This window comes from Candidatus Angelobacter sp., assembly GCA_035607015.1.
In the GTDB taxonomy this organism is placed as follows: domain Bacteria; phylum Verrucomicrobiota; class Verrucomicrobiia; order Limisphaerales; family AV2; genus AV2.
This window is the reverse complement of sequence record DATNDF010000318.1, coordinates 1-13,905: the sequence shown is the minus strand read 5'-3', so window position 1 is coordinate 13,905 and position 13,905 is coordinate 1. Positions and strand designations below refer to the sequence as shown.

17 protein-coding genes are annotated in these 13,905 nt (G+C 58.9%); 10 read left to right on the top strand and 7 right to left on the bottom strand.

Annotated features, from left to right (window positions below):
• The 5 genes from VN887_12765 to VN887_12745 form a co-directional block, all read right to left on the bottom strand.
• On the bottom strand, nt 1-696 hold a 696-nt coding region (locus tag VN887_12765), incomplete at its 3' end, for a type II/IV secretion system protein (protein ID HXT40878.1).
• 127 nt (nt 697-823) lie between these two features.
• Nucleotides 824-1,213, bottom strand: coding sequence for a molybdenum cofactor biosynthesis protein MoaE (locus VN887_12760; GenBank protein HXT40877.1), 390 nt, complete (start codon nt 1,211-1,213; stop codon nt 824-826).
• Between the two features lie 30 nt (nt 1,214-1,243).
• The gene (locus VN887_12755) at nt 1,244-1,489 is read right to left on the bottom strand and encodes a MoaD/ThiS family protein (GenBank protein HXT40876.1); all 246 of its coding nucleotides are present in this window, start codon (nt 1,487-1,489) and stop codon (nt 1,244-1,246) included.
• A gap of 1 nt (nt 1,490) precedes the next feature.
• Entirely contained in the window at nt 1,491-2,147 is a 657-nt protein-coding gene (hpt, locus tag VN887_12750) for a hypoxanthine phosphoribosyltransferase (protein HXT40875.1), read from the bottom strand.
• Between the two features lie 170 nt (nt 2,148-2,317).
• The gene (locus VN887_12745) at nt 2,318-2,698 is read right to left on the bottom strand and encodes a dUTPase (GenBank protein ID HXT40874.1); all 381 of its coding nucleotides are present in this window, start codon (nt 2,696-2,698) and stop codon (nt 2,318-2,320) included.
• A gap of 156 nt (nt 2,699-2,854) precedes the next feature.
• Here VN887_12745 and VN887_12740 point away from each other — a divergent pair, with 156 nt between their 5' ends.
• From VN887_12740 to VN887_12725, 4 genes are read left to right on the top strand one after another with little or no spacing between them, the layout of a single operon-like run.
• The gene (locus tag VN887_12740) at nt 2,855-3,481 is read left to right on the top strand and encodes a MotA/TolQ/ExbB proton channel family protein (protein ID HXT40873.1); all 627 of its coding nucleotides are present in this window, start codon (nt 2,855-2,857) and stop codon (nt 3,479-3,481) included.
• Nucleotides 3,478-3,912, top strand: a complete 435-nt coding sequence (locus VN887_12735) for a biopolymer transporter ExbD (protein HXT40872.1) — start codon at nt 3,478-3,480, stop codon at nt 3,910-3,912. Before VN887_12740 ends, VN887_12735 begins: the two co-directional genes overlap by 4 nt.
• A complete protein-coding gene (locus tag VN887_12730) occupies nt 3,909-4,715 on the top strand; it encodes a TonB family protein (protein HXT40871.1) in 807 nt (268 codons plus the stop codon). The genes VN887_12735 and VN887_12730 overlap by 4 nt, the downstream gene beginning before the upstream one ends.
• Entirely contained in the window at nt 4,712-4,936 is a 225-nt protein-coding gene (locus tag VN887_12725) for a hypothetical protein (protein ID HXT40870.1), read from the top strand. The genes VN887_12730 and VN887_12725 overlap by 4 nt, the downstream gene beginning before the upstream one ends.
• A gap of 89 nt (nt 4,937-5,025) precedes the next feature.
• On the opposite strand, the gene VN887_12720 is transcribed toward VN887_12725, so the two are convergent.
• Together VN887_12720 and VN887_12715 are read right to left on the bottom strand one after the other, a co-directional pair.
• Nucleotides 5,026-6,591 (bottom strand): IMP dehydrogenase, encoded by a 1,566-nt coding sequence (locus VN887_12720; GenBank protein ID HXT40869.1) that lies wholly within the window; start codon nt 6,589-6,591, stop codon nt 5,026-5,028.
• Between the two features lie 116 nt (nt 6,592-6,707).
• Nucleotides 6,708-7,193 carry an adenylyltransferase/cytidyltransferase family protein gene (locus VN887_12715; protein HXT40868.1) on the bottom strand — a complete coding sequence of 162 codons (486 nt, stop codon included), beginning with the start codon at nt 7,191-7,193 and terminating at the stop codon, nt 6,708-6,710.
• Nucleotides 7,194-7,355: 162 nt separating this feature from the next.
• Between VN887_12715 and VN887_12710 the strand changes: the two genes are divergently transcribed.
• The 6 genes from VN887_12710 to VN887_12685 all read left to right on the top strand — a co-directional run.
• Nucleotides 7,356-7,811 carry a bifunctional nuclease domain-containing protein gene (locus VN887_12710; GenBank protein HXT40867.1) on the top strand — a complete coding sequence of 152 codons (456 nt, stop codon included), beginning with the start codon at nt 7,356-7,358 and terminating at the stop codon, nt 7,809-7,811.
• Complete coding sequence (locus VN887_12705; GenBank protein HXT40866.1) at nt 7,811-8,965, top strand: DNA polymerase III subunit delta; 1,155 nt, start codon at nt 7,811-7,813, stop codon at nt 8,963-8,965. Before VN887_12710 ends, VN887_12705 begins: the two co-directional genes overlap by 1 nt.
• 46 nt (nt 8,966-9,011) lie before the next feature.
• The gene (locus tag VN887_12700) at nt 9,012-9,536 is read left to right on the top strand and encodes an STAS domain-containing protein (GenBank protein HXT40865.1); all 525 of its coding nucleotides are present in this window, start codon (nt 9,012-9,014) and stop codon (nt 9,534-9,536) included.
• Nucleotides 9,537-9,613: 77 nt separating this feature from the next.
• The gene (locus tag VN887_12695) at nt 9,614-11,686 is read left to right on the top strand and encodes a UvrD-helicase domain-containing protein (protein HXT40864.1); all 2,073 of its coding nucleotides are present in this window, start codon (nt 9,614-9,616) and stop codon (nt 11,684-11,686) included.
• A 116-nt stretch (nt 11,687-11,802) separates the two neighbouring features.
• Nucleotides 11,803-13,362 (top strand): NAD(P)/FAD-dependent oxidoreductase, encoded by a 1,560-nt coding sequence (locus VN887_12690; protein HXT40863.1) that lies wholly within the window; start codon nt 11,803-11,805, stop codon nt 13,360-13,362.
• A 115-nt stretch (nt 13,363-13,477) separates the two neighbouring features.
• A partial coding sequence (locus tag VN887_12685; GenBank protein ID HXT40862.1) for a sigma-70 family RNA polymerase sigma factor occupies nt 13,478-13,905 on the top strand: 428 nt, incomplete at its 3' end.

Genomic DNA, 13,905 nt, shown 5'->3' with positions numbered 1-13,905 from the left:
CGCCTGAAACCGCTTGAGCTGAGGCGGCATCGGCGTCTGGTGGAGAATGCCGTCGATGCGGTACCGGATGCGCAGTTCGTCCTCCGCCGGCTCGAAATGGATGTCCGTGGACCGGTCCTTGTAGGCTTCCCAGATGATCTGATTGACAAATTTGATTACACTGGCTTCCTGGTCGCCCTCGGTGATTTCCTTGTCCTCGGCAACCAGCAGTTCGATCGGCTCGTCCTCCGCCATCTCGTCGAGCGTCTCGGCGCCGACGCCGTAATATTTCTTGAGCGCCTTTTCGATTTCGTTGCGCGGCGCAAGCGCGAACTGCACCGGGCACTGGGCGTCGAACTGCACGGCATTCAACATCGCAGTATCAAATGGATTGCTGACCGCGACCTGCAGCGAGCCGTTTTCGAACTGCGTCGGGAGGGCAAAGTACTGGAACGCGACCTTGGTGGAGATTTTCTGCCGTGTTTCCGGCGGGACCGCGAGCTTCGGCAGGTCCAGGCAGGGCCATCCGAGAGCCTGGCCCAATTGGTGCAAAAACTGTTCCTCGGACATGCCGCTTTCGCGACTGAAAAAGACCAGCAGCGGCTCCTGCGAACCGCTCCCGGCGGCGATCCTCCAGGCCTTGAGCCACTCGTCGAACTTGTCCGGCGAAGCCAGCGCGGCCCGGGCGAAGAGGCTCTTAATGGACGTAAATGGCATCTCTGATCCGTTCTAACAACAGCCTGTTATACAAGCGAAACTAGAGAAAGTTGCGTGACGGGTCAAAGAATTTGAGCGCGCCGCGGGAACGGCACGGGTGGCATCGCGCTTCGCGGACAACCAACGGTCAACGGAGCGGTTTCTTCCAGATGGGAACCACGCGTTTCATTTCATCAATGAGCCACTGACAGGCGGCGAACGCCTCGGCGCGGTGGGGCGCGACCAACTCCACCCAGAGTGACGGCTCGTTCACTTTGACCACGCCAATTCGATGCACGAGCCGGACCGATTCAATCGGCCACCTTCGTTCCATTTCGCCGAACAGCAGGTCGAACTGGTGCTCCACCATGCGTTCGAACGACTCGTATTCGATGGCGCTGATGCGTTTGTCGTCCTCCACACCGCGAACAACCCCCAGAAAGTAAACCACCGCGCCCATGCCGCCCGACATTTCGCGCCTTGCGAGCAGTGCGGATTCGTCGATCGGCTCAGTGGTGATGGTCAAACGTCTTTTCATCTACTCCGCATTCTGTTCCGCGCGCGTGCTTCATCCGCCCTGCACCGGCGGAAAGAGTGAAACTTCGTCGCCTTCCTTCAACAAGTATCCGCGACCCTGATAATCCACGCCAACGGCAATCAGCGTCGAGTTTTGCATGGGACCCAGTTTGGGAAAGCGCCGGATGAGCAGCGTCATCAAATCAGCGATGCTGCTCCCGGGCGGCAACGCCTCGGTCGTTTCGACGCAACCCGTCAACTCTTTGAAATACGAATAAAAATGGACAACAATCCGCACGTCAGCTCCCTTGCCGGTACTGCGGTCGTAACACGCCTACGAAGGACAGGTTCCGGTAGCGCTCCGCAAAATCAAGCCCATACCCGACCACGAACAAATCCGGAATACGGAACCCGACATAATCAACGCGGATTTTCGCGACACGGCGCGCCCTTTTCTCCAGCAACACGCAAACCCTGACGCGACGCGGCTTCAACGCGCGCAGTTTGGTGAGCACGCGTTTGAGGGTTTTGCCGGTGTCGAGAATGTCGTCCACGAGCAGCACATCGCGTCCGCGCACATCGATCCGCAGTTCCTTGGTAAACACCAGTTGACCCGGGACCGTATTTGCGCCGTAACTGGAAACGCCGATGAAATCGAGGCGGAGAGGCAACGACAGGTGACGGATCAGATCGGCGAGGAAGAGGACTGTGCCGTTGAGCAGTGAAACAATAACGAGGTCGCGCCCGGCAAAATCGGTCTCGAGCCGTCGCGTGAGTTGTCGCACGCGCCGCGCGATCTGTTCCTCGGTGATCAGGACGCGTTCGACTTCTTTGCGCCACTGCCCCGGAGGGGGCTCAAATGTTTTGCGCTTAATCACGGAGGACGGCCCCGCGGTGTGAAACGGGTCGATGCCGATGTTGGACACGTCGGGCACCGCGGGCCCGTGCGTCGGCATGGCCAAAGAAATGCCGGGACTCACTGAAGAATCCGGAGTCTGGAGTATTTCGACTTGTGTTCTCCCGTGCGAAACCGGACACGGAATGCCAGTTTTCCACGCGATTTCTCCGGCCACTGGCGATCGCGCGAGGTGCTCCATTTCGGCGGCCCGGTGCCGGGCGACGAAGTTCAAATGTGCTTCGAGTCGTGCTCATCCTTTGTGATGTAACCGCTCTCCTGCCGCTTGAAGTTTACTTCGTTCTTTTTCAAGTAGGCGTTGAAGACATCGTCGGCGCTCATGCCCAGCACTTGCGCGAGGCTGATGAGAAAGTGAAACAGGTCCACGACCTCGACGCGCGCGTTTTGCGCGTCGAACTTCTGGTATTTGGCCCACCATTTCCACGGAACACTGTCGGTCAGCTCGGCGATTTCCTGTGTCAGGGCGCGGCAATAGTTGAGTATCCATTTGGTCTTGTCTTCGTCGCTCATACCATCGGTTTTGACTCCGATGCGCTCATTCAACATTTTCTGCATCCGGAACAATTCGCGAAGTTGGTCGGGCGTTTCCATGCGTCAACGATTTCGGGACTCATGCACGGAAGCAAGCCAGAAAGTTGGCTGCTCCCACCCGCGTTGCGTCACCGGAGACTGCGACGTGCGAAGGGTGAGGGATGGTCCGGCAACTTTGACCTTTGAACTTTGCGGTTTGAAGCCTATAAAAACTGAATGTTGCCGATCCTGCTGGAACACGGCGGACCCATGACCTGGCTGTTACTGGTGATGAGCGCCGTCGTCATCGTCGTATTTGTCGAGCGCCTCCTGCATTATCACCGGGCGCAAATCAATTCGTCGGAATTTCTCAACGGTGTACGAAACGTATTGAAGCGGGAGAACGTCGTGGAGGCGCTTTCGATATGCGACGCCACGCCCGGGCCGGTTGCTCGACTTGTGAAAACAGCGATCCTGAATCGCGACCGTGGCCGGGAAGGAGTCCGCGACGCGCTGGAAGAGGCGGGACTGCTCGAAGTTCCCCGGTTGGAAGACAAATTGAATTTGCTCGCCACGATTGCACAGATCGCGCCGCTGATGGGGTTGTTGGGAACGGTCATGGGGTTCATGGAGATGTTCCGCCGTCTGCAGGAAGCCGGGACCTTCGCCACGCCCAACGATCTGGCGGGCGGAATCTGGGGGGCGCTGATTTGTATGGCGGCGGGACTGGCGGTGGCGATTCCCACCTACGCCGGCTACAACTACCTCGTCAACCGCGTTAACAGCATCGTCCTCGACATGGAAAAGGCTTCGACGGAGATTTTGAACATTGTAACGGGCGGGATGAATCAAAATGGACAATGAAATACCCGCGCAACGTCAGGATTTTTCGCGGACAACTTGACGCCTCGCCGTTTGTCGGCGTGCTGTTCCTGGTTGCGATTTTTTTGTTGCTCAATTCTTCGCTCGTCTTCCTGCCCGGGATTGCCGTCCGACTTCCGGAGGCGGCCGATCAGCCGGGCGTAACCGGTCCGATAGTCACAGTCGCCGTGGATACGAGCCGACGCCTCTATTACCGCAACCAGATCATCAAAGAAGCTGATTTGCAGATCCAACTGCGCAAGGTTGCAACCGAGACTAAAACGCCGCTGACCCTTGTTCTGATGGCGGACAAGTCTGTCCCTTACGAAACGATCGTTCATCTGGCGAAACTGGCGCGCGAAGCCGGGCTGAAGGATGCCATTTTTGCGACGAGTCCGCCGGTCATGCCAGTGCGGACGAATTCCGTTCGATGAACGCGGCCACGCCAGAACCGGCGGTGTGGTCGCGCGGACGCGTATGGAGCGCGGTTTTCCTCGTCATCGTCACGCAGTTGGCCGTAATCTTTTGGTCGTCTGAACGGAGCACCGTGGCGACGCGCCAACCGGGAACAACCACTGCTTTCAGCCTTGTTGCGGACGCACCCGCCGGGACTCCGTTGGCCGAACTGCTCGACCTGGACGATCCAACCTTGTTTGCTCTGCCTCACGCACGCGGTTTTTCGGGCGGCGCATGGATGAAGGTGCCGACCTTTCGACATCGTTCAGAAGATTGGACGGAGCCGGCCCGTTTTTTCGCTTTGCCGGTGGACGAGTTGGGGACTGCCTTCGCCGAATTTGTCGATACCAACGTCGTCAGCGCGACTGTCCTCTCGGAAAAGCCGGCGCCGCGGCTCAGCGAAGTGATGGCGTCCCCGACGCCGTTGCCCGCCAGGTCCGCAATTCGGCTCGCAGACGGCCTCGCCGGACGCGCCATCACCAGTGCGCCGGATGTGCCGGTGATCCGGCACACCGACATTCTGGCGGCCACGGTAGTTGAGGTGAGCGTGAAACCGTCGGGCTTCGTGTTTTCGGCCACGGTTTTCAGCAGCAGCGGTTCTAAAATGGCGGATCAAACGGCCCTCGATCTGGCAAGGGCCATCCGCTTCAAACCAATCGCGAAAACTGACACGGTTTTATCCGGTGCTCCGGTCACGCTCAACTGGGGCAAAATAGTTTTCCAGTGGCTCACGTCGGAAATGCCAGCCACGAACAATCCGGTCGCCGGCGCCGCTCCATGACACCCGACAAACAGTTGTTCCTTTACGTGCTGCTGCTGCTCGGAGCCCTGGGCGCTGTGGCCGTGTATTACGAGTTTCGCCGCAGACGTTTTGAACCTACCTCCAGCGAGGACAAAATATTTCGATGCGAAAAGTGCGCTTTCGTTTATACGGATGATGCCGATGTGGACCGATCGCGGTGTCCGCAATGTGGAACGGTGAACAAGATGTTCAAGTTCTGAATCAGGAAGGAAGCGATGCAGTCGCGAAGCGGGGAATTTTCGAGACGCGCCCGTTCCGAATCCCATCGCCGAAGGCCCGATCACCGTCTTCAATTCCCGGTCTTGACCTCGACGACGTCGTGCGGCGCGGCCTCGCGCATCCCGGCGGGACTGACCCGGATATAGCGGGCTTTCTCCCGAAGCTGGCTGAGATTGGCCGCGCCGAGGTAGCCCATGCCGGACTGGATTCCGCCGATCAACTGGGTGAGGACCAGGTCAAGCGAGGGGGAAACCTCCTTGAGCGCCTCCACACCTTCGGGCGCGACCTTTTGCGTACTGTTGGTCGAATGACCGTAACGCGCGGCCGACCCGCTTTTCATGGCTGCAAAGCTTCCCATGCCGCGATATTGCTTGTACAACTTGCCGCCGATCTCCATCATCTGTCCCGGCGCTTCCGGGCAGCCCGCGAACAGGCCGCCGCAGATCACTGCGTGGGCGAGCGTCAAGGCCTTGACAATGTCTCCAGACTTCGTGATGCCGCCATCCGCGATGACACTCACGCCTTTTTCCCGCGCGGCGCACGAACAGGTGTAAACGGCGGTGAGTTGCGGAATGCCAACACCCGCGACGATACGAGTGGTGCAGATTGATCCCGGTCCCTGACCGACTTTGATCGCGTTCGCGCCGCAATCGGCGAGGTATCCGGCCCCGGCCGCGCTCGAAACGTTGCCTGCGATGATCGGCAGACGTGGAAACGCGTCCCGGAGCATCCTGACTGTTTCGCCCACCCCCTTGCTGAATCCGTGCGCGGTCGAAACGGCCACGACATCCACGCCGCGTTCGACCAGCGCGCCGACGTGGTTCAGAATTCGTTCGCGATCAAGATCGCCAAACGCATTGCGCGTGGCGGACAGCGCGGCACCGCAAATAAGGCGGAAACTTGAATCGCGTGCCGGCTTGAACTGTGCGTTGCGCTCCTGGGTGATGCGTTCCACGTCGCTCATCGTGAACAATCCGCGCAAGCGGTCCTCTTCATCCACCACCAGCAACTTGTGAATCCCCGGATGGTCCGTGAAAAACTTGTCTGCTCGGGCAATCGGGTTGGTGCCCAGTTCCTGTTTCTTGATCGTGTGAACCTGACTGCGCGGCGTGAGGGCCTCGGACACTTTTCGTTTGGCATAGCGCGGTTTGACGACGTGGCCGGACAACAGGCCAACCAATCGTCCGTCGGTGTCCACGACCGGGAACGTGCCGAAGGCGAACTTGCGCTTTTCAATCATTTCCAGCACTTCGCCGATGAGCAGTTCAGGCGCAACTTTGATCGGGTCCTGGATCAGGCCATGCACGTGGTTTTTCACCCGGCTCAACTCGGAAAGCTGTTGCTTCTCCGGCATGTTGTAGTGGATGAGACCCAGTCCGCCATTTAAGGCCATTGCGATGGCCATGCGCGCCTCGGTGACCGTGTCCATGTCAGCCGAGATGACGGGAATGTTAAGATCCAGTCCTTCGGCCAGCCGGGTGTCGAGTTGGGTGTCCCGGGGGAGAATCTCGGAATAAAGCGTCGCCAGCGTGACGTCGTCGTAGGTGAGGGCCAGGTTGCGGTGAGCGGCGAAAAAAGAGTCCGCCGGCTGATAGAACTCGGCGTCAACACGGTTGGTCTCTTGCTTGACTGCCATGTCAGATAATGTCGGCCTCCGATTACTGAGGCAAGCGGAATCCCGCGCAACCGGAAGACAGCCCGCGCGAGCGAAAGAAATTCATCGCGTCAACCAGAGAAGGCGCTTCGGTGCGCTTAAATCTTCGCGACTTTTCCCAGAAGGGCGGTCGTTGATTTGCCGGGCACGAAACCGACGGTGACGATTTTTCCGCCAAAGCCCGCGACGACGTCGCGTTCCTCCTTGGGTAACTCCTCGACGGTGAAATCACCGCCTTTGACGTACACTTCCGGCCGCGCCAGCGAAAGGAAACGAGTCGCGCGGGTTTCGGGGAAGATGCACACGGCATCCACGGCCTGTAACGCCGCCAGCACGGCCGCCCTGTCGTCTTCAGTGTTCACGGGACGTCCTTCGCCCTTGAGCTGGCGCACAGAGGCATCACCGTTCACGCCCACCAACAAAGCGCTGCCGTGTTCACGCGCGGCCTCGAGATAGGTCACATGACCGGCGTGGAGAATATCGAAGCAGCCGTTCGTGGCCACCAGCGTTTTCCCGCTGGCGCGGAGCGCATTTCTCCAGGCCGGGAGGGCGTCGAGCGAAAGGATTTTTTTCCTGAAACTCATGGCCGCATGGTGCGCGACGCCGTCCCGGCTTGGCAACGAACAAATCGCGCGTCCACTCCGCCGTGAGGATCCAGCGCGTTGCCGGAATCCTGTCGCGCCATTCGGCGCCTCCCTGTGGGAGAGCGGGCTTGTTTTTTGGCAGTCCTCACATAGACTGAGCGTATGAAGAAAGATGTTGTGCCTGTAGAAATCAGGGGGATTCTCCCGACGGCCAGCAGCTGCGCGATTTTTGTCGGCAATGACGAGAAGGTCTTTGTCATCCAGGTCGAACCGACAATGGGCCGGACGATCAGTGATTTCCTGCGCAACACGCCCAAGGAACGGCCGCTGACCCATGATCTGATCGCCAGCATCTTTTCCGGGTTCAACATCACGGCCGAACGCGTCATCATCACCGAGTTGAAGAATTCGACCTACTTTGCCCGGTTGATTTTGCAACAACAGAACGAGTTGGGCCGCAAAATAGTTGAAATTGACGCGCGACCCAGTGATTGCATTGCTTTGGCCACCGCCCTCAAAAAGCCCATCTACGTTTCCTCTTCCCTGTTCGAGCAGGTCGAAGACATGTCCGCGCTGCTGGAAAGCATCAACGAAGGCGGCGGTGAGGCCGAGGCTTGATGCCTGCCGCGGCCGTCAGACCGTCTGAGGCGGTGGCCCTTGTGTGGGGCGATGACGAGTTCTCCATCAAACAGAGAGCCGGGGAAATCTACCAGCAATGGTGCGCCGAACTGGGCGGCACTGATCACGAAATCATCGACGCTGCCGTGAGCAACAGCGCGGAAGCGCTGAAATCACTCGGCAAACTGCGCGAGGCCTTGCAGACCCTGCCGTTTTTCGGCACTGGCAAGGCGATCTGGTTCCGGAACTGCAATTTCCTCGGTGACGAACGCACGGCAGGCGCGCAGGCCGTCACGGAATCGCTCGCGGAACTCGCGGGGGAACTGAAGGAATTTCCGTGGGGCAACGTGCGTCTCCTTGTGAGCGCGGCCAGAGTGGACAAGCGCAAGACGTTTTTTAAGGCCCTGGAAAAGATCGGATCTGTCGAGAACCACGCCGGCTTGTCGGTCGAGGACCGTGATTGGGCCGCCCAAGCGGAGGCCCTCGCGCGGCGCCAGCTCAAGGCGTTGGGCAGGGGGATTTCTGATGAAGCGCTGTCAGAATTGGTCGTAAACGTCGGTCCGAACGTCCGCCAGCTGAGCAACGAGGTTGAAAAACTGGCGACGTTTGTCGGCGCACGCACGGACATCAAGGCGGGCGACGTTGCCGCCGTGGTGACACGCAACAAACAGGCGCGCGCGTTCGCCCTGGGCGACGCCCTCGGCGACCGTGATCTGCCGCGATTGCTGCGCTGCCTTGACGAGGAACTTTGGGAAATGAAGTTTGACCGACAGAAGTCGGAAATAGGACTGCTTTATGGTCTCATCACCAAAGTGCGCGCGATGATTTTTTTGAAAGAGATGTTGCGGGAAGGCTGGCTGAAGCCAGACACGGACTTCAACCGTTTCAAAGCCCGCCTGGAGCGCGTTCCGCGGGAAGAACTGCCGGAGGACAAGCGGTTCAACCCTCTGGCGATGAATCCTTATGTCTTATTCAAGGCGCTCCCGCAGGCGGGGCGGTATTCTCTGGCGGAGCTCGTGCGCGCGATGGACCTGTTGCTCAAATGCAATCAGCAACTCGTCTTTAGCAGCCAGGATGAAGCGATGGTGTTGCAGCGCACACTCGTGCAGATCGTAGCCGGCGGCGGCGAACCATCAGGCCGGCGCGCCGCTTGACCGTGGCTCGCACCGGAGCGTAAGTTCAGTCTGAATGAATCAGTTTATGGGCGCGGCATCCCCAATCTTGCAGGTGGCAGTGGCAGAGCAGGTGGCGCTCGTGAAAATCTCGGGGCGGGCCAGTTTTAATTGCAGTGTCGATTTCAAGACCCTCGTCTATGAATTGCGCGACCGCGGCTGCCGCAAGTTCGTGCTGGACCTTGGCGAATGCCCGATCATCGACAGCACGTTTCTCGGCATTCTAGCCGGTTTCGGATTGAAACTTTCCGAAACGCCAGGCGAAACGGCGACCGTCACCCTGCTGAACGCCAACTCTCGCATACTGGATCTGTTGGACAATCTTGGCGTGACGCATCTGTTCTGCATCGTGCGGGGCGAAGACCCGCTTTCTGAAAAGTGTCGTGAATTGCAGCGGCATGAAGGAGGTTCGGGGAAAGCGGAGACCACGCGCACCTGTCTCGAAGCTCACGAGACGTTGATGAAGATCAACCCGGCGAACATTCCGAAGTTCAAGGACGTCGCACGGTTCATGGCCGAGGATTTGAAGCGAATCGAAACGCGAGAGAGTTGATTTTCCGGCGTCGCTTTCGTCCTTTTTTCGTCACTTCCACTTGCCCCCGGCCCGTTGAGGACTACACTCGCGGGCCGATGTTGAATCTCGATTCGCTGAATCCGCAGCAACGTCTGGCTGTTGAGACGGTCCGGGGGCCGGTGTTGATCCTCGCCGGCGCTGGCACGGGCAAAACGCGCGTCATCACCTGCCGCATCGCGTACCTGATGGAAAAAGGCGTCTCGCCGGGAAGTATCCTCGCCGTGACATTTACCAACAAGGCGGCCCGCGAAATGAGGGAACGCGTCCACCAACTCGTTCCGCGACGCCGGACCGCGGAAGCCGGATCACGGAGCCACAGCGATGCGCATCCCACACTTTGCACGTTCCACTCCCTGTGCGTCCGTATTCTGCGCCAGCACATTGAAAAACTGGGGTACAAGCGGAACTTTGTCATCTACGACGAGTCCGAGCAGCTTGCCGCGATTAGAAAGATACTCAGCCACATCTCCGCTAAGGGGGAGAAGACCGATCCGGCCGCCATTCTCGGTCTGTTGAGCCGGTACCGGAACGGAGGGTCGAAGACTGCAGCGTTTCACGACGCCAGCGTCTCGGCAATGGCGGAACACGTCCGCTCGCGTTACGAATCGGCGCTGCGCGCCTCCAATGCGGTCGATTTCGACGATCTCATCCTGCTGACGCTGCGATTGTTCAAGGAACATCCCGGCGCGCTTGCCGCCTGCCGGGCCAGATACCGCTACGTGATGGTGGACGAGTATCAGGACACGAATGCCGCGCAGTTCCAACTCGTCCAGGCGCTCACGCAGGAACATCACAATCTGTGCGTGGTGGGCGACGATGACCAGAGCATATATGGCTGGCGCGGCGCGGAGATCGCCAACCTGCTCGACATGGAAAAGCATTTTCCCGGGGTGAAGGTTGTCAAACTGGAACAGAACTATCGCTCGACGACCACGATTCTCACCGCGGCCAACGCGGTGATCAAAAACAACGCGCGTCGCCGTTCCAAACAGCTCTGGTCAGCGAAGGGCCAGGGCGACAGGATAACGTTGCATGCGTTCGCAAGCGAAGAAGAGGAAGCGCGGACCATTGTTGAGGAAATTGAATTCCTTCGGCAGTCACGCCGTGTTCCGTGGCGCGACCAGGCGATTCTGTTCCGGACGAACCAGCAATCGCGCCCTCTGGAAACGGCGCTGCGCCAGGCGGGCGTCCGTTATCACCTTGTTGGAGGACAAAGTTTTTTCGACCGGCGTGAGGTGAAGGACTTTCTCGCTTACCTCAAGGTCCTCCTCAACCCGAATGACGACGTGAGCCTTGTGCGCATCGCCAACGTGCCATCGCGCGGTCTGAGCGATGTGACAATGGAACGATTGCTGGCGGCAAGCCTGGAGCAAAAATGTTCCGCCTTCGCCGCGATGAAGAATCCCACCGTTCAGGCCGGGTTCGCGGCGAGGACGCGCGAGAGCATCGGGTCATTTGTCGGGTTGATCGAACGGACGCGGGCGCGGCTGGCCGGAGAGATGTTTTCACGAGACGCGGGCACGCTGCAAAACTGGGCACGGAACTTCGTGGGAGAAATCGGCTACATGGAGGAACTCCGCCGTTCGGAAAAGGATGCAGAGGCCGCACAAAACAAGGTGCGGAACCTCCAGGACTTGATCGCCTCGATGGACAATGTCGCCGCCGAGGAGGACGCCAGCAACGCGTCCGCTCGCTCGGCAGTGGACAGGCTGCAGGCATTCCTTGAGGAACTCGCGCTGGACAATGATCACGAAGATGAAAAGGAACGCACCGGCGACGAGGTGACGTTGATCACGATGCACAGTTGCAAGGGCCTGGAGTTCCCGCACGTTTACATCGTCGGCCTGGAGGACGGCCTGTTGCCGCATTCGCGTTCGAAGGTTGAAGGCACCCTCGACGAGGAACGCAGGCTGTTTTATGTGGCCCTGACACGCGCGATGCGGACTCTGACTCTGAGCCATTGCGCCGGCCGGAAAAAATACGGCCAGATTATGCCGTGCCATCCCTCCCCCTTTTTGAAGGAACTGCCCGCCGACCTGGTTGAAGATGCCGGCGAGAGGGTCAAGGCTCCGGTGGCCGCCGAGGCCGGAAGGGATTTGTTTGCCGCGATGCGTTCCGCGCTTGGCTAAAGTCGGGAGACATTCAGTGTTTGAGAATACGCGTTTAATTCAGAACGCGTGTTGCCCTCTTGATTGTTTTTGTCGAACAGCAGGAAAACGCGGGTTTCTGGGGAGACGAGCGAGTTATGTCAGAGACTGATTACGACATCATCATTCTGGGTGGTGGACACAACGGTCTCGTTTGCGCCGCCTATCTGGCGCGCGCCGGATTAAAGACACTGGTACTCGAACGGCGCGATGTCCTGGGTGGCGCGTGCGTGACGGAGGAATTGTTTCCCGGTTATCGTTTCTCGGCCTGTTCGTATCTCTGCTATCTGCTTCAGAACAAAGTTATCGAAGACCTGGAGCTGCGGAAACGCGGTTTCGAGGTTTGTCCCATTGATCCCTGGCGGTTCCTGCCATTGCCGGATGGTCGCCGTTTGTTGCTTTGGAATGATGTCGAGCAGACTCAGGAGGAGATCACTCGCTTTTCAAAGCGCGATGCAATGAATTATCCGAAGTGGATCGCGTTTTGGAAACGGGCCGCAGGCATCATTTATCCCTATTTCCTGACGACGCCTCCGACCGTGGCCGAAATTGCCGATCGTTTGAGCGGCACAAACGACGAGGAGTTCTTCGAACGCCTGCTCCTGGCCAGCATGAAGGATTTGGTTTGCGAATACTTCGAATCCGAGCCCGTGCGGGCAGCCTTCATCCACGCGCACGATGTCGGTGATCCGACCGCGCCCGGAAGCGCGTGGGTTTACGCGTACATCAAGTGCACGATCTTCAGCAAACCGGAGAATGTCGGACTGGTAAAGGGTGGCATGGGCGGCATCACGCAGGCGCTTGCCGCAGCAGCCCGCGAGAGTGGTGCGATATTGCAAACAGGCACGCAAGTCGAGCACATCCTCGTGGAAAACGGCAAGGTTATTGGTGTCGCACTGGCGGATGGGACACAAATGCGCTGCCGAATTGTGATCTCGAACGCCGACCCCAAACGTACCTTTCTCAAGCTCATTGACGCGCGGCATCTCGACTCGAAATTCGTCCTCCGGATCAAATCGCTGAGGACGGAAGCCGCGTACTTCAAGTTTCACGCGGCGCTCCGTGACGTGCCTGATTTTTCCACGTACTTCGATGATGGCTCACCCTCTTTTGATCCACGTTTCCTTGCCGAAGTCAAAATCTGTCCGTCGATTGGCTATTTCACCCAGGCGTGGGCCGACGCGAAGCGGGGTTTGCCCGCCCGGGCTCCGGTCATGGAGGTGCAGGTGCCGACCATCTATGATCCGGGGATGGCTCCCGAGGGGCATCACGTCATGTCGATTTGGGCGCTCTATGCGCCGTCGAAACTGCGCGATGGGACCTGGGACGACTACCGCCGGCCAATGGGTGAACGTTTGATCGACACACTTGCGGAATACGCGCCGAACCTGCGCGACATCATCGTTGATTGGTCATTGTTCACGCCCGCGGACATCGAACAGCGAATGGCGATGACCGACGGAAACATCCGACACCTCGACATGATTCCCAGTCAGTTCCTCGCGCAACGCCCGTTGCTCGGCTGGTCGGGGTATCGAACGCCCATTGCAAATCTGTATCTTTGTGGAGCGGGAACACATCCGGGAGGTGAAGTGACGGGCGCGCCGGGTCATAACGCCGCGGCGGTGGTCCTGACGGACCTTGGCTGTCCAAGTTAGACAGGATCCGTCGCGTTTCGGTCGCAAGAACTTGGGATTCGCAATTTGCTGCAACTTTTGTTCCACTGTCGGTGTCCTGCCAACACGATGACCCTACGCCGGTATAGGGCAAACAATGACAGACTCGCAACAGTTCGAGGCGTTCATGAAGGCCTACCAGAACATGGTGTTTACAACGGCGGTCCGGTTGCTCGGAACCGAGGCCGAAGCCGAAGACGTGTCGCAGGAGGTTTTCCTGAAGGCTTACGAGCGGTATGCAGAGTTAAAGGACAGCCCGACGGTTGGAGGCTGGCTCAAGACCGTCACGCGAAATCTGTGCCTGAATCATTTGACCCGGTACCGGGCGCGCTGGCGTTTTTTTTCCGAGATGCGTTCGGAGGACGACGAGGAGGGGACCGGGCCCGAATGGGCAGCGCCGGATACGCACGAGAAGCAGGTGGCCGCCGGCGAGCACCGGCAGTTGCTGGAGGCGGTATTGCAGAAGTTGCCGCCAGCGCAACGGGTTCCCCTCGTCCTGTATCATTTTGAAGACATGAGCTACGA